The sequence below is a fragment of the Streptomyces caniscabiei genome (assembly GCF_014930365.1).
Taxonomy (GTDB): domain Bacteria; phylum Actinomycetota; class Actinomycetes; order Streptomycetales; family Streptomycetaceae; genus Streptomyces; species Streptomyces caniscabiei.
Window position 1 is genome coordinate 210,757 of the sequence record NZ_JABXWI010000003.1, and the last position, 19,479, is coordinate 230,235.

Here is a 19,479-nt window from a genome sequence, read left to right on the forward strand (position 1 = left end):
GGCGTCAGACGGTGTCGAGGAAGACCACCAGGGCCTTCGCCGCCGTCGCCAGGGCGAGATCCAGGATCTCGACGGCGTCCCGTGGGCCGTCCCCGTCCGGGCCCTCCCCATCGGGGCCGTCCCCGTCGGGGCCGTCCCCGTGCGGACGGACTCCGTCGAGGTCGTCCCCGTACGGACGGTCTCCGTCGAGGTCGGCGAACGGCCGCTCGCGGGCGAGTCGACCGGGATCGGGCTCGGCGCACAGCCGTTCGATCTCAACCGGGTCGATCCCGGCTCGTGACGCCAGCAGCCGGAACGGAGCGGCGAGCGCGGCCCGTACGACGTCCGTGCCGACCGACCCGGAATCGGACGGGAGCGCGGCGCGGACACAGAGCAGCGCGTGTCCGCCGCCGGGCACGGTGCCCGAGCGCAGCGCGGCCTGGGCCGCCCGGGCGGCCCGCTGCGCGGCGGCCGCACGCGGAGCCAGTTCCTCCGCCGTCTCCGCGCCGACGGCCAGGGTCACGGCGCGCGAGGTCAGCCAGGCGAGCTGTTCGTCCAGCGCCTCCCGTTCGTCGTCGGAGTCGGCCAGGGCGCGCCGCGCGGGAGCAGCGGCGATCCATCGGTCCAGGACCGCCGGGTCCCGGTGGCCGCCCACGAGTACCGTCTCCCGCGCGGAGACCAGCGCCAGGTCGATGCGGCCAAGGACGTCGAACCAGGCGGTTCCCGGGAGCACTTGGGAGTCCTCGGTGAGGGCGGTGGCTCCGGTCAGCAGAGCCAGCGCGCGCAGCCGGTGGTGGCGGTTCGCGACGGAGGCGACGCGGACGACCGTCGGCACGGGACCGTCCGCCGCATCGCCCAGCGCACGCAGCAGACCGGCTCGGGGATCAGAGGCGTCGGCGGTGGTCAGGATCAGCAGCGGACTGCCTTCGGCGGCGATCCGGCCGCGCAGCCTGGCGAACGCCTCCCCGTCGCCCGTCACACAGTCGAGCAGCAGGACGTACGGCCGTACGAGCTGGATCCGGCGTGTCCAGGGATCGGCTCCCGCGACGGTGGTGTACGGGAACGCGGGTCCGGCCGGCAACCGCAGGCCCTGGCGGACGACGGGCGTCTCGACCGTGCGGGTCACACCGGGCTCACAGACGAGGATGCCGTGCGGACCCGCCAGCGAAGCGGCGGCCGAGACGGCGTCGGCCAGGTGCCGGTCCGCGGTCGCCGCGCGGGTGACGGCGCCTGGCCGGGTGCAGGGTTCGACGAGGCCGGACAACGCGTCACGGGCCCGTGCCAGCGCCTCGACGGCACCGCGCGCGACCTCTCGTGGGTCGGCGCCCGCCGTACAGCGGTCGGCGGCCTCCCGGATCAGGGCCGCGGCCAGCACGGCCGCGGTGGCCGCCCCGTCCCCGGCCGTCGTGTCCATCGCCCGGGCGGCCTCGACGACCGGGTCGACGCCGAGGGCGCGTCGCGGGTCGGCCGTCCGGAAGTGCGCGGCCGTCTCCCGGGCGTCGGCCGCGCGCACGGGCTCTCCGTCGAGGCCGACCGCTGCCGAGCGCGCGGGCCAGGGGCCGAGCAGGGCACCCATGGCCCCGCCGACAGCCGTGGCACCGGCCGCGGCCGGGTACTGCGGCCGTGCGTGGTGCCGCAGCGCGTCGAGGGCGCGGCGCAGCAGCGCGGCATGCGGTCCGGCCAGGACGCGCTCGGCGATGAGACGGGTCGGGACGGCCTCGTTCTCGTTGCCCCGGTAGCCGTGGTGCAGGGCCACGAGGCGGCCGTCACCGGTGACTACGGGGCTGCCCGAGGAGCCTTCGAGCGTGTTGGCGCCCTGGTACCGGAGGCGTCGGCCGTCCGGGCTGAGACGTTCCCGCCTGCTGCGCCCGTGATCGGGGTCCGACCGCAGGGAGTGGTGGAACACGTTCAGGGTGCCGCTGCCGAAGGTGTACTCGTCCGGGGACAGCCCGTAGTAGCCCCTCGGCCGCCGGACACCGACCGGGTCCAGCACGTCGGGCGGGTGCCGCTCCAGCCGGACGAGGGCGAAGTCGAGGCCGTCCTCCTCGGTGGGCACGCCGTCCGGCACCGGGTCGTCCGTGGCGGGTGGGCTGGAGTCGAGCAGCGCGGCCAGCGGGATCCGCACACCGTGCCGCGCGAGGGGGTGCCCCGTGTCGGCGCCGTGGTCGAAGACGGCCACCATTCCGCTCACCGGTTCGGCGCCGCACGCCCCGAGGCCGAGCCGTACGGCGTGCCCCGCGGTGAGCAGCAGGCCGGGCCCGACCAGGAATCCGGTGGCCACCGGGACCCCGCGGTGCTCCAGCCGGGCGACCTGCTGCTCGGCCTCGGTGAGCATCGCCTTGGACTGCTGGACCGACTGCATTCCGGCGGTGGGCTCGGTGATGGCCTGGAGCCCGGCGTCCGGAGCGGGCCGCGCCCCGTTCACGAAGCGCGCTCGCGCACGAGCCGGGCCACGTCCCGGGCGCGCACCGCGTAGTTGCGCTTCTTCGGCAGACCCGCGAAGTGCAGGCCGAGGGCCCGGCCCGTGTCCAGGTCGACGACGACGGATCCGGAGTTGCCGCCGAGTGTCGTCGCGTCGTGGTGGATCCACCGCTCGCCCTGGAACGAGATGAGCTGCCCGGGTGCCATCCGCTTGCACTCGAAGATGCCGTCGAAGATGCGCAGCCGGTCCTCGGGGTCGTCGTGCCGGCCGGTGTCGGGGTAGCCGACGACTCCCACCCAACGCCCCAGGGTCAGGCCGTCGTCACCGCTCGTCAGGGGGATCGGTGCGGGCAGGGACTCGCCCTCCTCGCCCGTGGGGGCGACGCGCAGCAGGGCGGCGTCGCACGGCGACGAGTCCGGTTCGATCCAGACCACTTCGGTCACCTTGAACCGGGACTCCTGCTGCCGGCCGTGCTCGTGGTACCAGTCGACATAGGCGTGCACCCGCGCCATGGGGCTTGCCCGGAACGCGAAGCCGCCCCGGCTCGGCTCCGCGAACTCCCGCGCCACGTGGCGATTGGTGACGAGGAGCCCTTCCGCCACCATCCACGCGGTTCCCACCCAGTCCAGGCGGTGATTGCGCAGATCGACCCTCCCGACGCTGGGCAGGACGCCGTCCAGCCGGTCCCGGGCGGCGTTCACCCGGGCGGCGACCACCTGGCTCTCCGCACGGCCGTCGGGTGCGTCCGCGGTCGCCGCCACGGTGTCGCGCCGGACCAGATAGACGGGACGGCCGAACCGTCTGACGATCGCCTCCAAGCCGCTGTCGTCACGCTGCCACGTGCCCTCGATCATCCGCTGGACGCCGACGGCGGCCCGGTCCACGCTCAGGAGGCCCTCCAGCCCTCCCACGCTCTCCAGGCCCCCCGAGGCCGCGTACGCGTCCCTGACCTCCTCGAAGCGGTCGAGGAATTCGTCTCTCACCTCGGTGTCGGCGAAGATCTGCGTGTACAGCATGTGGGACTCCCCCTGGTGCCGGACCGGTCGGACAGACACGCTACTGGCCGACGGAGCGCGCTATGTCCCGTTCGCTCCCGACGGTCAGCGTGCGGCATGAACGCCCCGACGGGCCCCGGCTTGTTCGAGGTTTCGAAAGTTTTGGCTGAAGTGATCCTCTGAATTCCTGCTTCTTCCCGCCGTGTTGAGTTGGGCTTAACGTAGGAAGCGCTTGCTACGCGGCTCGGGATCCGGTCGCGTGCGGAGCGCTGTTCGAAAATTTCACCGGCCCTCGGGACGGGCCCTGAGAGGTGGAGTCGCGATGGTGCGTGGCGGGAGCGCGACGGCCGGGCCGACGCTGGCGGTGGTGGCACGCGAGGCCGGGGTGTCCGTGCCCACGGCCTCGAAGGTCGTCAACGGCCGGGAGGACGTGGCCCCCGAGACCAGGCGCCGGGTCACCGAGGCGTTGGACCGGCTCGGCTATGTCCGCAGACCCCGGTTCGAGGCGTCGAAGCCGCCGCGCATGGTCGACCTGGTGGTGCACTCCCTGGAGAGCTCCTGGTCGGGCGCCGTCCTGCACGGTGTCGAACAGGCCGCCCACGACGCCGGCCTGGAGGTCGTCGTCTCGGCCGGCCTCACCCGTACCCGGGGCGCCCGCCCCGAACGCGGCTGGTTCGACAAGCTGACCGCCCGCGGCTCGGCCGGCGTCCTGTTCAACCTGGCCGAACTCTCCCCCGCCCAGTACTCCTGGCTCACCCAGCACCGCATCCCGTTCGTGCTGATCGACCCGGTGCTGGAGCCCCCGCCCGGCGTGGTGTCCGTCGGCGCGGCCAACTGGCAGGGCGGGACGACCGCCACCGACCACCTGCTGTCCCTGGGGCACGAACGGATCGCCGTGATCGCCGGGTACCGGCGCAAGATGTGCAGCAGCGCCCGGGTCGCGGGCTACCGCTCGGCGCTGACGGCCGCGGGCATCCCGTACCGGCCGGAGTACGTCCGCTACGGCAACTTCATGGAGGCCGCCGCCCGGCACCGCATGCTCCAGCTGCTCGACCTCCCCGAACCGCCGACCGCCGTGTTCGTCTGCTCGGACAAGATGGCCCTCGGGGTCTACGAGGCGCTGGCCGAGCGGGGGCTGCGGGTGCCGGACGACATCAGCGTGGTCGGTTTCGACGACCTTCCCGAGGCCCGCTGGGCGACGCCCGGCCTGACCACGGTCCGCCAGCCGCTCTCGGAGATGGCCCAGACCGCGCTACGGCTGCTGGTGCGGATGATGGAGGGCGACCGGCCGGAGGGCACACGCACCGAGTTGTCGACGCGGCTGGTGGAGCGGGCCAGCACGGGGGCGCTGCGCTCGGCGTGAGCCGGTGGGGCCGGGTGCGCCGGGGTTCGGTGAAGTGGTTGCGGAGGACCTGAGTTCGGGTGAACGGTCGGCGGCGTGGGACCGTACGCATAGGGATGTCCCTTCGGGTGTCCCGGCGGTCCCGCGGCCCCCGGCCCACTCCGCACCACCAGCACTGAGCCCCACATGCTCCACAGGGAAGGACCTTCGGGTTGTCGCACATACGCTCTCCACAGCTTCCCGGACCGACTCCGACACCGGACGACGACAAGGCCCCGAAGGACGCCGCCCCTCCGAAACGGGACGCGGTCGTGGAGACCGAGCAGGAGGAACCGGGCGCGGCAACGCCCGAGGCCGCGACGAAGAGACCCGAACAGCGCAGGTCCGACGCCGGAGCCGAGGCCGAGGTGACGAAGCCGGAGGCGGAAACGGCGGAGACCGAGCCGGAGCCGGAGTCGAAGCCGGAGTCGAAGCCGAAGCCGGAGTCGGAGCCGGGAAAGTCCGACGGGTCCACCCCGGATCCCGAAGTGGCCGCTCCCGAACCCTCGTCGGGCCCGGAGCCCGATGCCGAGCCCGGTCCCGAGGCCAAGTCGGAGCCCGAGCCGCACTCCGAAACCGACGCCGAGCCCGAGCCGCATTCCGAAGCCGAGGCCGAGCCCGAGCCACGTGCTGAGGCCAAGGACGAGCCCGATGCCGAAGCGGAGCCCGAGCCGCGTCCTGAGCCCGAGCGCGACCCCGACCCCCAGCTCACCGCATCCGCCTCCTCCCCCTCCCCCGGCTGGCGTTCGCGGCACCCGCGGGCCGCTCGTGGTGTCGCCTGGGCCGGGACCGGGCTGGCTCTCCTGCTCGTGCTGTTGGCGCTCGTCGTGCCGAACGACATCACGGAGCTGGACCCCGGCCGGTTCCTGCGGATCCCGGCGGAGGGCATCCTCGTGGCGGGACTGCTGCTCGTGCTGCCCGCGAAGGCGCGGCGGATCGCGGTCGTGGTGGTCGGCGTGGTGCTCGGTCTGCTGACGATCGTCAAGGTGCTGGACATGGGGTCGTACTGGACCCTGGACCGCCCGTTCGACCTGGTGCTGGACTGGATCCTGCTGGACGACGCGCAGTCGTTCATGAAGGACTCGCTCGGTGGGGCGGTCGCCCAGGCCGCCACCGTCGGGGTGATCGTGCTCGCGCTGGCGCTGCCCGTGCTGATGACGCTCGCGGTCGTACGGCTGAGCCGGCTGATGGTGCGCAACCGGCACACGACGAGCCGTACGCTCCTCGTCCTCGGCACCGCGTGGATCACCTGCTCGACGCTGACGCTGGAGATATCCGACGTCCCCGTCGCCTCGCACAGCGCGGCCACCCTCGTGGAGAACCGGATCGAGGCGGTCAGCGAAGGCCTGAAGGACGGCGAGGCGTTCCGCAAGCAGGCCGCGGTGGACGCCTTCGCCGACGTGCCGCCGGACCAGCTGCTGACGGGCCTGCGCGGCAAGGACGTACTGATCACGTTCATCGAGAGCTACGGCCGTTCCGCGATCGACGACCCGCGGATGGGCGAACCGCTCGGTGACACCCTCGCGCAGAAGACGCAGGAACTGAAGGACGCCGGCTTCGCCTCGCGGAGCGGCTGGCTGCGCTCCCCCATCACGGGCGCCGGCAGCTGGCTGGGGCACTCCACGTTCCTGTCCGGTCTGTGGATCAAGAACCAGTCGCGGTACAACAACCTCGTCGCGAGCGACCGGCTCACCCTCACCGAGGCGTTCCGTCGCACGGGCGCCTGGCGCACCGTCGGTATCGTGCCCGGCACCCAGATGGCCTGGCCCGAGGGCAAGTACTTCGGCCTGGACCACATCTACGACTCCGACCAACTGGGCTATCAGGGGCCGAAGTTCAGCTGGTCCACCATGCCCGACCAGTACACGCTGAAGGCCTTCCGGGAGCTGGAGCACGGCCGGGAGGGCCGGGAGCCGATGATGGCGGAGATCATCCTGACCTCCAGCCACAACCCGTGGGCGCCGATCCCGAGCACGATCCCCGAGGAGGAGATCGGCGACGGCTCGGTCTACCACTCCCTCCAGAAGGCCGAGGGCAAGAACCCGACGGAGGTCTGGAAGGATCCGCTGGCCGTCCGGGACGAGTACCTCAAGTCCATCCAGTACTCGGTGACCAGCATCGTCGACTTCGTCGCGAAGTACGGCTCCGAGGACACCGTGCTGGTCTTCCTCGGCGACCACCAGCCCAACAAGACGGTCACCGGCGACAACCCGAGCCACGACGTGCCGGTGTCGATCGTCGCGAAGGACCCCGATGTGCTGGAGAAGATCGCCGACTGGGGCTGGACGGACGGGCTCAAGCCCGCCGACTCCACGCCGACATGGCGGATGGACAAGTTCCGCGACCGCTTCATGACGGCCTTCGGACCGCAGCAGCCGGGCGGCGCCACGCCCTGAGGACCGACCCGCCACGCCGACGGAGCCTCACGCCCCACGCCGGCGGAGCCTCACGCGCCGCGAGCGTCCCGGCGTGGGGCTCAGCCCGAGGCACCCACCTCGCCGCGCGGGGCCCCGTCGCCCTGCGGGGGCAGGTCGCCGCGTTCGACCGGCGTGCCGTGGGGCGGGGGCTTGTCGCGGTGGCGGTGCGGGAGGAGGAAGGCGAGTTCGGTGTCGGTGGGGCGGTGGGCGGCGAGGGCCGCGGCCCGCAGCGTGTCGCGGTCGACGGCGGTCTCGGCGGCGCTGACCCGGACGAGGTGGCCGTCCTCCGGTACGGCGTACTCGTGCTGTCCCGCCGCGGTGCGGTACCAGAGGTCCCCGTCGCGCGCGCAGCCGACCGCCCCGCCCGTGCCCTGGCCGACCGGCTGCTCGGGGCAGTTGTCGGCGGTGATGGTGCCGCGGTCGACGAGGAGCAGGAGCTGCGCGCTGTTCCGGCGGGACCAGTAGGCGGCGGAGAAGCCGTCGGCGCCGTACACGCCGACGGACTGCCGGGCCAGCGTGAAACCCGGGGACTCGGTGACGTACACGAGCGCCGGGGCGAGGCCCAGCGCCTCGGCGCGGGCGTCCAGCTCGGCCCGGTCGGGGGGCGGCCCCAGAGGCTCCCGGTCCGCGACCACGACCTTCTCGGCGCCGCAGGCGGTGAGCAGCGACGGCAGCAGCGCCAGGGGCAGCAGAACACGCGCGGCACGGAGCATGGACATGCCCACCATCCTGCCGCACAGATGTTCCACAGGTGAGCCAAAGAGTCCGTTCCGTGAGAGCGCTTTCTCCGCTGCCCGTGCCCATGCCCGCTGTCCGCTGTCCGTTGTCCGATTCCTTCAAGACCGGCCGCCGTCCGCCGCCCTACGGTGGCCGCATGACTCCACGACTCGACGCGATCGGGATGGTGGCCTCGGACATGGCCGCCTCCGTCACCTTCTACCGCCGGCTCGGCTTCGCATTCCCCGAGGGCTCCGAGAACCTGCCGCACGCCGAGGCCCGACTGCCGGGCGGGCTGCGGCTGTTGCTCGACACCGAGGAGACCGTCCGGTCCTTCCACCCGGAGTACCGCCGAGGGACGGGCGGCGGCGCCGGGCTGGCCCTGCTGTGCGACAGTCCGGCCGAAGTCGACGCGGTGTACGAGGAGTTGACCGCCGCCGGGTACCGCGGTGAACTCAAGCCGTGGGACGCGGCGTGGGGCCAGCGCTACGCCGTGATCCTCGACCCCGACGGCAACGGCGTCGACCTCTTCGCACCCCTGCCGACGCCCGCCGAGGGCTGACCACTACCGCCCACCGAGCAGTTCACCGAGCGGCAGTCCCGCCAACTCCCGTACCTCACGGGCGAGATGAGCCTGGTCGGCGTAACCGGTCCGGGCCGCCGTCTCGGCGAAGGGCACGCCGTCGCGGGCCAGGGCGAGCGCCCGTCGCAGTCGCAGCACCCGGGCCAGGGTCTTCGGACCGTACCCGAACGCGGCGAGTGAACGTCGGTGCAACTGCCGTGCGCCGAGCCCGAGTTCGTCGGCGGTCGCCGCGACGGGGCGGCCCGCGCCGAGGGCGTCGACGACCTGCCGCAGCACGGGGTCGGGCCGCCCCACCTCGGCCGCCCGCTCCAGGACCACCTCTTCGAGTCCGTTCGCCGGGTCGTCCGCCGCGTTCACCCGGGCGGTGAGCCGCCGCACGACCGCCGGCGACCACAACTCCGCCAGCTCCACCCGCCGGTCCCGCAACTCGTGCGCGGGCACCCCCAGGAAGTCGGGCGCCTGGCCGGGGAAGAACCGGAGCCCCGCCCAGGCGCCGGATGCCCCTTCGGTGACGTACGCGCGGGTGTCGGGTCCGGCGACCATCAGCCGCCCGTCGTTCCACAGCAGGTCCATGCACCCGTCGGGCAGCACCCGCCCCGCACCCGCCCGACTCGGGCCGTGGGTCCACACCACGGCCCCACCCAGCCGGGAGGCCCTTTCGACATACACACCAGGAAGGCTACGCCGATGGCCGCCGCGCCCTTGAGGGCCGCGGGGAACTGCGCGCCCCACCACGCCCCACCCGCGGACCGGGGACGACCCCGCCCCCGCCCCCGTCCCCGATGTCAGCCGCGCTCGTACGTGGTGCCGGAGTCGTTCCTGCGCAGCAGACCCTCGTCCACGAGGGCACGGCGCAGGGTCACCCAGTCGTCGAACCACTCGCCGCAGATCGCGTTGACCTTGGCCTCCGAGTAGGCCGTACCGGGCTCGAACGAGTCGCCCACGACGGCCAGGACACGGCTTCGTACCTCTGCCCTGCCCGGGATGGAGGTGAGCCGACCACGGCGGAAGTAGGAGCCCGCGCCGTCTCCGCCGCCCCGGCCGAAGACGCTGACCTCGGCCTGGACCGCGAGCCGGAACGTGTCGTCGAGCAGTGTGTACGTGCGTTTCTCGCGGTCGAAGGCGGCGATCCGGCCGTCCGTCAGCTTCCGCAGCGCCGAGGCGGCGGCCGGCGGGCGGAGCCCGGTCGCCTCGGCGACCTCGGCCACGGAGGTCGCGCCGAGGGCGAGAGCCGCGTACGCGGCCCGCCGGTCGGTCTGCGCGAGGATGCCGACCAGGTCGCGGCAGGAGGGTGCATAGGCCTCGGTGGGTGCCGTGTTCATGTGTCCGTTCCGGTCGTCGTTCCGGTCACCGATCGTCGTCGGCGCCTCGGGGCGCCTCCACAAGTACCGCGATCCCGGCCGGTTCTCGACAGGGTTTCGTGGCCGACGACTACGTTTCGGCCAGGGCAGAGGCACCGAGGAAGAAGGCCTCGACGGCGCGGGCCTCAGCCCGACCCCGTCTCCCCGGGCTGGCCGACCGGTGTGAGATCCCGAGCCGGTCCTCGACCGCCCGGGCCGCGCCCAGACACAGGCCCTCCCGGGGCGCGCGCCCGACGACCTGCACTCCGCAGGGGAGCCCGTCGACCGGCCGGCCGGTGCGGCCACACCGGGTACGCCCACGAAGCTGGTCACGGCGCACAGCCGCATTCCCGACGCGACCCGCTCCCGGCCCGGTCCGCCGGGAGCGCCCTGGGACACGCGGCCACCGAGATCTCGCTACTGCGGGAGGAGCACCGCGCCGAGGCCCGGGTCCGGCTCGTCTGCGGGGCGCCGGCGGCCGTCAGCGAGGCGCTCGCGACGACGCTGCGGGCGAACCACGCGGCCCTGGAGGAGGTCCCCCCGCCCTCGCGGACGGCCTCACCACACACACGTCCTCGTCGGCCACCTCACCCCGCAGCAGGCGCACGGCGTCCCCCACCCGCACCTGGCCGGTCTCCAGGAGTAGCCAACCGGCCCGTCTCGCTCCAATGAGAACCGGAGCACGTGAGGCGAGGAAAGCCGGCCTTCCTACTCCTCGCCCTTCTTCGCCGGAGACCGCAGCCGCGAGGTCACGTCCTCCGGGGGGAGGAAGCGGGACCAGCGTTCCGGGAACTCGGAGGGCATGTCGGGGTCCTCCGGGTCGTGGGAGCGGGCGGCGGCGGCGCGGGCGACGTACTCGGCGGCCTGCTCCTCGCGGAGGCGCTCGTTCGCGGCGCGGGCCGCGGCCGTGGCGGCGGCGGGCCAGACGCGGTCGATCGCGGCGTTGACCGCGGCGCCGACGAGGACCGCGAAGGCGCCCACACCGATCCACAGGAGGACGGCGACGGCTGCCGCCAGGGAGCCGTAGATCGTCGCGCCCTCGACCGTGTTCGTCAGGTAGATGCGGAGCAGGAAGCTGCCGAGCACCCACATACCGAGCGCGACCAGCGCGCCGGGCACGTCCTCGACCCAGGGGGAACGGACCGGCACCGACACGTGGTAGAGCGTCGTGAGGAAGACGATGGACAGGACGATGACCACGGGCCAGTAGAGGACCTGGACGACGGTCGCGGACCAGGGGACGATCCGGACGACGGCGTCGGGGCCGGCCACCATCAGCGGCAGGGCGATCGAGCCGATCAGCAGGGCCACGATGAAGAGCAGGAACGCCATGAGGCGGGTCTTGACGATGCCGCGCACGCCGTCGAGGCCGTACATGACGGTGATGGTGTCGATGAAGACGTTCACCGCACGGGAGCCGGACCACAGGGCGAACAGGAAGCCTATGGAGATGACGTCGGGGCGACCGCCCTTCATCACGTCGTCCAGGATGGGCTGCGCGATCTGCGCGACGCCCTTCTCGGACAGCACGGTGCGCGACGCCTCCAGGAGGTTGAGCTCCAGGCTGGCGATGGTGTCGGCGCCGGTCCAGTCGTCGACGTAGCCGAGCAGGCCGATCATGCTGAGCAGCAGCGGCGGCACGGAGAGCAGCGTGAAGAACGCCGCCTCGGCCGCGAGGCCCAGGATGCGGTACTCGATGCAGGAGTTGACGGTGTCCTTCAGGAGCAGCCAGGCGGTCCTGCGCTTGGAGACGTCCCGGTAGAGGGCGCGGGCGCGGTGGAGACGCCCATGGGGGCTCTCCGACGGTGGGAGTGACTGACTTGCTGGCTGCACGCCCTAACGGTATCCGCCTGCGCGTGCCGCCCTCACCTCCCGGTGCCGCCTGCCGCGCCACGCTCCGCGCGCGGCGCACGGCCCCCTCCGGTCGCGTCACGAGGCAGCAAACAAAGGGAAACCCAGGAGAAATCAAAGGTGATTCCGAATCGCCTTTTCTGTCATGAACGTGCTGGCTGAATCCTTGGGGGGCCTGAAGCGGAACGTGCGGGCGCGTTTGCACCGTCTTTGCGGGAAGTTCCCCGCTGGAGCGGTGCACGGGTGCATGTCCGACAGATCCGACGGGATCGGGAAAAGGGCGGGAAAGCGTCAATCACCCGGCCTCCCTTGACCTGTTCCCGAATGTACCGAAAGAATCCGGATTGCATTCCGCTGCGCCTCTCCGGACCGGATGCCGGCCCAGCGCACACCAGGGCATCAGCCCAGGCCTCGACCAGGCCCGATCGATTCCGTCACATACGTCACCGCTTTCCGCTCCCGTAACCCTCCCCCCTCCTTCTGTCATTCCGCGCGCCGTCCCGTTCACCCCCGGGCGCCTTCCATCGCAATACCTGTCGCGGAGAAATTCAATGACATTGCCAGCGCCACGACCCGTGGTGGAAAAACCGGGCGAGGTCCAGGGGGCCGAGCCGGACGCGGCGGAATCGTACACCGCCGTCGAGCGACTCCTCGCCGAAGTCCTGGCGGGCGTCACACACGTCGAACACGTGCCCGCAGAAAGCCATTTCTTCGACGACCTCGGTGCCAACTCGCTGACGATGGCGCATTTCTGTGCCCGCGTCAGGAAGCACCCCGAACTGCCGTCCGTATCCATCCGGGACGTCTACGCCCACCCGACGATCCGCGGCCTCGCCGCCGCACTGACCGAGGCACCCCGCCCCCCGGCCGCCCCGCCGGATCCCGCCGAGAGCGTCCGGCCGGTCAGCACGTTCCGCTATGTCCTGTGCGGGGTGCTGCAATTGCTCCTCTTCGCCGGGTACTGCCTGCTCGCCACCTCCGGATACGTACAGGGGTACGAGTGGGTGGCGGACGCCTCCGGCATGGCCGAGGTCTATCTGCGCTCGGCCGTCTTCGGCTCGCTCGCCTTCCTGGCCCTGTGCGCCCTCCCGGTCGCCGCCAAGTGGCTGCTGGTCGGGCGGTGGAAGCCGGTGGAGTTCCCCGTGTGGGGCCTCGCGTATCTGCGGTTCTGGCTCGTCAAGGCACTGCTGCGCACCAGCCCGATGGTCCTGTTCGTCGGCAACCCGCTGTACGTGCTGTACCTGCGGGCCCTCGGCGCCCGCATCGGACCGGGCGTCACGATCCTCAGCCGCACCGTCCCGGTCTGCACCGACCTGCTGACCATCGGCGCGGGCACGATCGTCCGCAGGGACTCCTACTTCCTCTGCTACCGGGCGCGCGCCGGGCGCATCCGCACCGGACCCGTCACCCTCGGCCGGGACGCCTTCGTCGGCGAGCACACCGTCCTCGACATCGGCACCGCCCTGGGCGACGGCTCCCAGCTAGGCCACTCCTCCGCGCTGCGCGACGGCGAGTCCGTCCCGGCGGGCGAGAGCTGGCACGGCTCACCCGCCCGCCCCACCGACGTGGACCACGTCCGGGTCCCCCCGCTCCCCGGCGGCACCCTGCGCCGGGCCGGATACGGCCTCGCGGCCCTGCTCCAGACCCTGCTGCTGTACGTGCCGCTGACCGTCGGCGGCGCCTATCTGCTGCTCACCGTCGCGCCCGAGCTGGACACCCTGCTCGACCCGACGTCGCGGCACACCACCTCCGCGCGCTTCTACGTCGAGGCGATGGCCCTGTCGCTCGCGCTGTTCGTGGGCTCGATCCTCGTCACGGCGGTCATGGTGTTCGTCGTACCGCGGCTGCTGCGCCCGCTGGTGAAACCCGACCGCGTCTATCCGCTGTACGGCTTCCACTACTCGGTGCACCGCACGATCAGCCGTCTGACCAACCTCAAGCTCTTCACCTGGCTGTGCGGCGACAGCTCGTACATCGTCCCCTGCCTCACGGCCCTCGGATACGACCTCTCGCGCGTCGAGCAGACCGGCTCCAACTTCGGCACCGAGGTGCGGCACGAGACGCCGTACCTGGTGACGGTCGGCAGCGGCACGATGGTCGCCGACGGCCTCTCGGTCATGAACGCGGACTACTCCGGCACGTCCTTCCGGGTCTCCCGGACCGCGATCGGCGGCCACAACTTCCTGGGCAACGCCATCGCCTACCCGGTCGGCGGCCGGACCGGCGAGAACTGTCTGCTGGCCACCAAGGTGCTGGTGCCCCTCGACGGCGAGATCCGCGAAGGCGTCGGGCTGCTCGGCTCACCGCCCTTCGAGATCCCCCGCTCCGTCGAGCGCGACAGCCGCTTCGACCATCTGCGCGAGGGCGCGGAGCTGCGCCGCAGGCTCGCCGCGAAGAACCGCTTCAACCTGCGCTCTATGGCCCTGTTCCTGTTCCTGCGCTGGCTGCACGCCTTCGCCCTCACCGTCCTCGGCTTCGCGGCCTACGACCTGTACGGCCACGGGGACGGCCCGGCCGCACCGCTCGCGCTCGCCGCGCTGCCCCTGGCGGCCCTGGTCCTCACCGTCCTCTACTACGCGCTGGTGGAGCGGTCCCTGACCGGCTTCCGTCCGCTGCGACCCCGGCTGTGCTCCATCTACGACCCCGTCTTCTGGCGGCAGGAGCGGCTGTGGAAGCTGCCGGACCAGCACTTGGAGGTGCTCAACGGCACCCCGTACAAGAACCTCGTCTGGCGGCTGCTGGGGGTCCGGATCGGGCGCCGGGTCTTCGACGACGGGGTCTACATCACCGAGCGGACGCTGACGGCGGTCGGGGACGACTGCACGCTCGCCGCCGGCAGCAAGATCCAGGCGCACTCGCAGGAGGACGGCACCTTCAAGTCCGACCACGTCACGATCGGCGCCGGCAGCACGCTGGAGGTCCAGGCGTTCGTCCACTACGGCGTGACGCTGGGCGAGGGGGCCGTGCTGGCGCCCGACTCCTTCCTGATGAAGGGCGAGCAGGTGCCGCCGCACGCGCGCTGGGGCGGGAACCCGGCGACGGAGACCACCGGAACACGGTGAATCGGGGGAAGAACATGGAACGGTCGAAGCCGGGCGACGCTGCCCGGACGTACTGGCACGAGGTGCTCACCGCCGGGGGGCGGACCGCGATACCGCGGTGGAGCGCCGCCCCGGCGAAAGGGGTCGCCACCCACGAAATACCGCTGCCGAAAGGCCTGTTGACGACAGCGGGCGGCACGGCTGAGCACAGCACGGCGGCGGACGGCACTGCGGCGGGCAGCGCGGCGGCGGACGGCGCGATCGCGTTGCTCGCCGCGCACGCCAGGGTGCTCGCCGCCCTGTCGGGCGAGTCCGAGGTCACCACCGGCCTGCCGGCGGACGGCCGGCTGTTGCCCTGCCGGCTCACCGCCGCGCCCCAGGACACCTGGCGCGCCCTGCGGGAGCACACCCGCCGGGCCACCGCCGGGCTGCTGACGCACGCCGGGTTCCCGGTGGCCGCGCTGCGGCACGAACTGGGCCTGGAGGAACCGCCGTTCGAGACCGTGCTCGACATGGACGGGGGCGAAGGCGACCTCGACGAGGGCGTGGTCCTGCGGGTCGGACCGGTGCACCGGGACGACGGTCCGGCGCTGCGGCTGCGGTACCGCACGGACGTGCTCGACGAGGACGCCGCCGCCCGGATCGCCGGGTACCACATCGCCGCGCTCACCCGGCTCGCCACCGAACCGGACGCCGAGCAGGGCCGGCGGAGCCTGGTGTCGGACAGCGAACTCCGCCTCCAGCTCGACGGGTTGGCCGGACCATGCCGCGAACTGCCCGACCGCCGGGTGCACGAGCTGTTCGAGCAGCGGGTGGTGGCGCACCCGGACGCGGTCGCCGCCGTCCACGGCGACCGGCACTGGACGTACCGCGAGCTCAACTCCCGCGCCAATCAGCTCGGTCGGGCCCTGCTGGTCCGGGGCCTCGGCCACGAGGGCGTCGTCGCCGTGGTGACCGAGCGCACCCTGGACTGGATGGCGGCCGTCCTCGCGGTGTTCAAGGCCGGCGGCGTCTATCTGCCCGTCGAGCCGCACTTCCCCGCCGAGCGGGTCGCCACCACCCTCGCCCGCGCCGGCTGCGAGCTGGTGCTCACCGAGCAGGGCAGCACCGCCACGCTGGACCGGGCCCTGGCCGGCCTGCCCGGGGTGCGGCGGCTGCTGGTCGAGGACGCGTACGACGAGGCCCACCCGGACGCCGACCTCGGCCTGGAGATCGGCCCGGACCGGCTGGCGTACATCTACTTCACGTCCGGTTCCACGGGCGAGCCCAAGGGCGCGATGTGCGAGCACGCGGGGATGGTCAACCACCTGCACGCCAAGCTCGACGACCTCGGCATCGGCGAGGGGGACGTGGTCGCGCAGACCGCGCCCCAGTGCTTCGACATCTCCCTGTGGCAGCTGCTGGCCGGGCCCCTGGCCGGCGGGCGGACCCTGCTCGTGGAACAGGAGGTGATCCTGGACGTCGAGCGGTTCGTCGACCGGATCGCGGACGGCCGGGCGAACGTGGTCCAGGTGGTGCCGTCGTACCTCGAAGCGGTCCTCTCCCATCTGGAGGCCCACCCCCGCGAACTGCCCGACCTGCGCCGGGTGTCGGTCACCGGGGAGGCGCTGAAGAAGGAGCTGGCGGAGCGCTGGTTCGCCACCGAGCCGGGGGTTCCGCTGGTCAACGCCTACGGGCTGACGGAGACCTCGGACGACACCAACCACGAGGTGATGGACCGCGCGCCGGAGGGGGACCGGGTGCCGCTCGGCCGTCCCGTCCGGAACGTCCGGGTGTACGTCGTCGACGAGCACCTCTCGCTCGTGCCGCTGGGCGCGCCGGGGGAGATCGTCTTCTCCGGGGTGTGCGTGGGGCGCGGGTACGTCAACGATCCGGAGCGCACGGCGCGGGCGTTCACCACCGATCCGTACCGGCCCGGTGAGCGGCTCTACCGCAGCGGGGACCACGGGCGCTGGCGGCCGGACGGCAAGCTGGAATTCCTGGGCCGCCGGGACACCCAGGTCAAGGTGCGCGGGTTCCGCATCGAGATCGGCGAGGTGGAGAACGCCCTGCTCAAGGTCGCGGGCGTACGGGACGGCGCGGTGGTGGTCGCCCGGGACGCGCACCTGGTGGCCTTCCACTCGGGCCGGCCGCTCGCGGCGGAGGCGCTGCGGGACCGGCTGGCGGCGTCGCTGCCGGCGTACATGGTGCCGTCGGTGTTCCACTGGCGGGAGAGCCTGCCGCTGACCGCCAACGGCAAGGTCGACCGGCGGGCGCTGACCGCGCTGACCGAGGAACTCGACGCGGTGCGGGGCGGGTCGGGGCAGCGCGCGGCCACCCCGACGGAGGAACGGCTGGCCGCCGTGTGGGCCGAGGTGCTCGGGGTGCCGAGGGTCCGGATCGGGCGGCACGACCACTTCTTCGACCGGGGCGGCACCTCGCTGTCGGCGGTGAAACTGGCGATCGCCCTGGACCGGGTGGTGTCGCCCAAGGACGTGACCGCGCATCCGACCCTGGCCGGGCTGGCCGGGCTGATCGACACGAGGGCGGGGGCGGCGACCGGCGACGGGACGCCGCGCTCCGCCGCCGACACCGTGGGGAGGCAGTCGTGAGCTTTCTGAGCCGTCGACGCGGCGGAGCGCGCCGCGGCCGCGGGGACACGGAGACGACGCCGGCATCGGCCCCGGCCGCCCCCGCGCAGCCGGACCTCGGCCTGTTCACCGACCTCCCCATCGAACTCTCCACCGACAGGCCGCCGTTCCTCGCCGTGTCGCCCGCCGAGCCCGCCGCCCGGTGGGTGGCCGGTCACCGGGGCGCCCTGCGGGCCGCCGTCGCCGAGCACGGCTCGCTGCTCGTGCGCGGCCTCGGACTGCGCGACGCGGCCGAGGCGGGCACCGTCTTCCACCAGGTGGCCGACACACTGACCACCGAGAGGGAGGCCTTCGCGCCGCGCCGGACGTACGCGGACGGCGTGCACTCCTCGACGGCCTGGCCGCCGAACCAGCCGATGTGCATGCACCACGAGTCGAGCTACGCGCTGGACGTCCCCGGCCTGCTGCTCTTCGCCTGCCTGGAGGCCGCCGAGCGGGGCGGCGCGACCGGGGTCGCCGATGCCGAGGCCGTACTCGCCGCACTGCCGCCGGAGTTGACCGGGCGCTTCGAGCAAGAGGGCTGGCTGCTCACCCGCTCGTACAACGACGAGATCGGCGCGTCGGTCGCCGAGGCGTTCGGCACCGCCGACCGGACGGTCGTCGAGGCGTACTGCCGGGCGCACGCGATCGAGTTCGCCTGGCGGCCCGACGGCTCGCTGCACACCCGGCAGCGGCGCCCCGCCGTGCTCCGGCATCCGGTGACCGGCCGCCGCTGCTGGTTCAACCAGATCGCGTTCCTCAACGAATGGACCATGGACCCCGAGGTCCGCGAGTACCTGGTGGACATGTACGGGGCCGACGGCCTGCCCTTCAACACCCGTTACGGCGACGGCGATCCGATCGGCGCCGAGGTCGTGGCGACGCTCAACGAGGTCTACGAGACGCACACCGTGCGCACGCCGTGGCGGCCGGGCGACCTGCTGCTCGTGGACAACATCCGCTGCGCCCACAGCCGTGAGCCGTTCGAGGGCCCGCGCGAGGTGCTGGTGGGGCTGGCGGACCCGGTCCGGCCGGCCGGCCACTCCCTGCGGCACTCCGAAACGAAGGACGAGGTGAGCTTCCGATGACCGAGGTTCCGGGTTTCGCCGTGATCTCCGGCGCCCAGGTGCAGCAGGCCCTGCGGGGCCGCGAACGGGAGATCGTCGAACTGGTCGAGTCCGTCTATCTGCTGCACGGCGACGGGGAGTCGGGCGACACGGTCAACCCGCCGTCGTACTTCCTCCGCTTCCCCGACCGCCCCTCCTCGCGGATCATCGCGCTGCCCGCCTCGCTGGGCGGGAGGTTCCAGGTGGACGGCCTGAAGTGGATCTCCAGCTTCCCGGAGAACACGGCGTCCGGGCTGCCGCGCGCGTCCGCCGTGCTGATCCTCAACGACCACGCCACCGGCTATCCGTTCGCGTGTCTGGAGGCCTCGGTCATCAGCGCGACCCGGACGGCGGCGTCGGCGGCGCTGGCGGCCGACCGGCTGAGCGACGCGCGCCGGGGGGCGCCGCGCCCGGTCCGGGTCGGTTTCCTCGGCACGGGTCTGATCGCCCGGTACATCCACACGTTCCTCGCGGCGACCGGCTTCGCGTTCGAGGAGGTGGGGGTGCACGACCTGGCCGCGGAGAGCGCGACCGGCTTCCGGGGCTACCTGGAGCGGTCCGGGGCGGACGGGCGGGTGACCGTGTACGACGACGCCGAGGACGTGATCCGGGCGAGCGACCTGGTGGTCCTCGCGACGATCGCGGGCGAACCGCACCTCCACGAGCCGAAGTGGTTCGCCCACAACCCCCTGGTGCTGCATGTGTCGCTGCGCGATCTCGCGCCCGAGGTGCTGCTCGCGTCGGCGAACTTCGTCGACGACGTCGAGCACTGCCTCAAGGCGAACACGTCACCGCACCTGACCGAACAGCTCACCGGAGCACGGGACTTCCTCGACGGAACGCTCCATGACGTCCTCACCGGCCGGGCGACCGTGCCGGCGGACCGTCCGGTGGTCTTCTCGCCCTTCGGCCTCGGGGTCCTGGACCTCGCGGTCGGCGCCCATGTCCACGAGGAAGTGGCCCGCTCCGGCGGACTGCGGGTCGTGGACGACTTCTTCCACGAGCTGCGCCGCCACGGCTGACCGCCGGACGCAGCGC

The 19,479-nt window shown here is 72.7% G+C and carries 13 protein-coding genes and 2 pseudogenes; 8 read left to right on the forward strand and 7 right to left on the reverse strand.

Features of this window, described 5'->3' with window-relative positions:
* Positions 1 to 4: 4 nt before the first annotated feature.
* Both HW837_RS09300 and HW837_RS09305 read right to left on the reverse strand, forming a co-directional pair.
* Positions 5 to 2,404, reverse strand: a complete 2,400-nt coding sequence (locus tag HW837_RS09300) for a TCP-1/cpn60 chaperonin family protein (protein ID WP_193381022.1) — start codon at positions 2,402 to 2,404, stop codon at positions 5 to 7.
* Positions 2,401 to 3,417, reverse strand: coding sequence for a trypsin-like serine peptidase (locus tag HW837_RS09305; protein WP_052682968.1), 1,017 nt, complete (start codon positions 3,415 to 3,417; stop codon positions 2,401 to 2,403). The genes HW837_RS09300 and HW837_RS09305 overlap by 4 nt, the downstream gene beginning before the upstream one ends.
* Positions 3,418 to 3,718: 301 nt before the next feature.
* Here HW837_RS09305 and HW837_RS09310 point away from each other — a divergent pair, with 301 nt between their 5' ends.
* Both HW837_RS09310 and HW837_RS09315 read left to right on the forward strand, forming a co-directional pair.
* On the forward strand, positions 3,719 to 4,759 hold the full coding sequence (locus HW837_RS09310) for a LacI family DNA-binding transcriptional regulator (protein WP_045559761.1): 1,041 nt from the start codon (positions 3,719 to 3,721) through the stop codon (positions 4,757 to 4,759).
* A 191-nt stretch (positions 4,760 to 4,950) separates the two neighbouring features.
* Positions 4,951 to 7,173 carry a sulfatase gene (locus tag HW837_RS09315; protein WP_193381024.1) on the forward strand — a complete coding sequence of 741 codons (2,223 nt, stop codon included), beginning with the start codon at positions 4,951 to 4,953 and terminating at the stop codon, positions 7,171 to 7,173.
* 80 nt (positions 7,174 to 7,253) lie between these two features.
* Here the strand turns inward: HW837_RS09315 and HW837_RS09320 are convergent, their stop codons facing one another.
* Complete coding sequence (locus HW837_RS09320) at positions 7,254 to 7,907, reverse strand: hypothetical protein (protein ID WP_177262064.1); 654 nt, start codon at positions 7,905 to 7,907, stop codon at positions 7,254 to 7,256.
* A 161-nt stretch (positions 7,908 to 8,068) separates the two neighbouring features.
* Between HW837_RS09320 and HW837_RS09325 the strand changes: the two genes are divergently transcribed.
* Positions 8,069 to 8,473, forward strand: a complete 405-nt coding sequence (locus HW837_RS09325) for a VOC family protein (protein WP_193381025.1) — start codon at positions 8,069 to 8,071, stop codon at positions 8,471 to 8,473.
* Between the two features lie 3 nt (positions 8,474 to 8,476).
* Here the strand turns inward: HW837_RS09325 and HW837_RS09330 are convergent, their stop codons facing one another.
* From HW837_RS09330 to HW837_RS48490, 3 genes and pseudogenes are all read right to left on the reverse strand, one after another.
* Positions 8,477 to 9,163, reverse strand: coding sequence for a helix-turn-helix domain-containing protein (locus HW837_RS09330; RefSeq protein ID WP_107073765.1), 687 nt, complete (start codon positions 9,161 to 9,163; stop codon positions 8,477 to 8,479).
* A gap of 116 nt (positions 9,164 to 9,279) precedes the next feature.
* Positions 9,280 to 9,816 carry a DUF2087 domain-containing protein gene (locus tag HW837_RS09335; RefSeq protein WP_045559938.1) on the reverse strand — a complete coding sequence of 179 codons (537 nt, stop codon included), beginning with the start codon at positions 9,814 to 9,816 and terminating at the stop codon, positions 9,280 to 9,282.
* Positions 9,817 to 9,925: 109 nt separating this feature from the next.
* Positions 9,926 to 10,206, reverse strand: a pseudogene (locus HW837_RS48490) (hypothetical protein); the annotation flags it as partial.
* Between HW837_RS48490 and HW837_RS50310 the strand changes: the two are divergent.
* A pseudogene (locus HW837_RS50310) lies at positions 10,201 to 10,480 on the forward strand (TetR family transcriptional regulator); the annotation flags it as partial. The pseudogenes HW837_RS48490 and HW837_RS50310 sit on opposite strands and share 6 nt — an antisense overlap.
* 62 nt (positions 10,481 to 10,542) lie before the next feature.
* Here the strand turns inward: HW837_RS50310 and HW837_RS09340 are convergent.
* A complete protein-coding gene (locus HW837_RS09340; protein WP_177262061.1) occupies positions 10,543 to 11,667 on the reverse strand; it encodes a YihY/virulence factor BrkB family protein in 1,125 nt (374 codons plus the stop codon).
* Between the two features lie 569 nt (positions 11,668 to 12,236).
* Here HW837_RS09340 and HW837_RS09345 point away from each other — a divergent pair.
* The 4 genes from HW837_RS09345 to sbnB are packed head-to-tail and all read left to right on the forward strand — an operon-like array spanning position 12,237 to position 19,463.
* On the forward strand, positions 12,237 to 14,747 hold the full coding sequence (locus HW837_RS09345) for a Pls/PosA family non-ribosomal peptide synthetase (protein WP_177262062.1): 2,511 nt from the start codon (positions 12,237 to 12,239) through the stop codon (positions 14,745 to 14,747).
* A 14-nt stretch (positions 14,748 to 14,761) separates the two neighbouring features.
* Positions 14,762 to 17,317, forward strand: a complete 2,556-nt coding sequence (locus HW837_RS09350) for a non-ribosomal peptide synthetase (RefSeq protein WP_045559767.1) — start codon at positions 14,762 to 14,764, stop codon at positions 17,315 to 17,317.
* The gene (locus tag HW837_RS09355; protein WP_390623536.1) at positions 17,314 to 18,423 is read left to right on the forward strand and encodes a TauD/TfdA family dioxygenase; all 1,110 of its coding nucleotides are present in this window, start codon (positions 17,314 to 17,316) and stop codon (positions 18,421 to 18,423) included. The genes HW837_RS09350 and HW837_RS09355 overlap by 4 nt, the downstream gene beginning before the upstream one ends.
* Positions 18,420 to 19,463 (forward strand): 2,3-diaminopropionate biosynthesis protein SbnB, encoded by a 1,044-nt coding sequence (sbnB, locus tag HW837_RS09360; protein WP_045559769.1) that lies wholly within the window; start codon positions 18,420 to 18,422, stop codon positions 19,461 to 19,463. The genes HW837_RS09355 and sbnB overlap by 4 nt, the downstream gene beginning before the upstream one ends.
* The last annotated feature ends 16 nt before the right edge of the window (positions 19,464 to 19,479 follow it).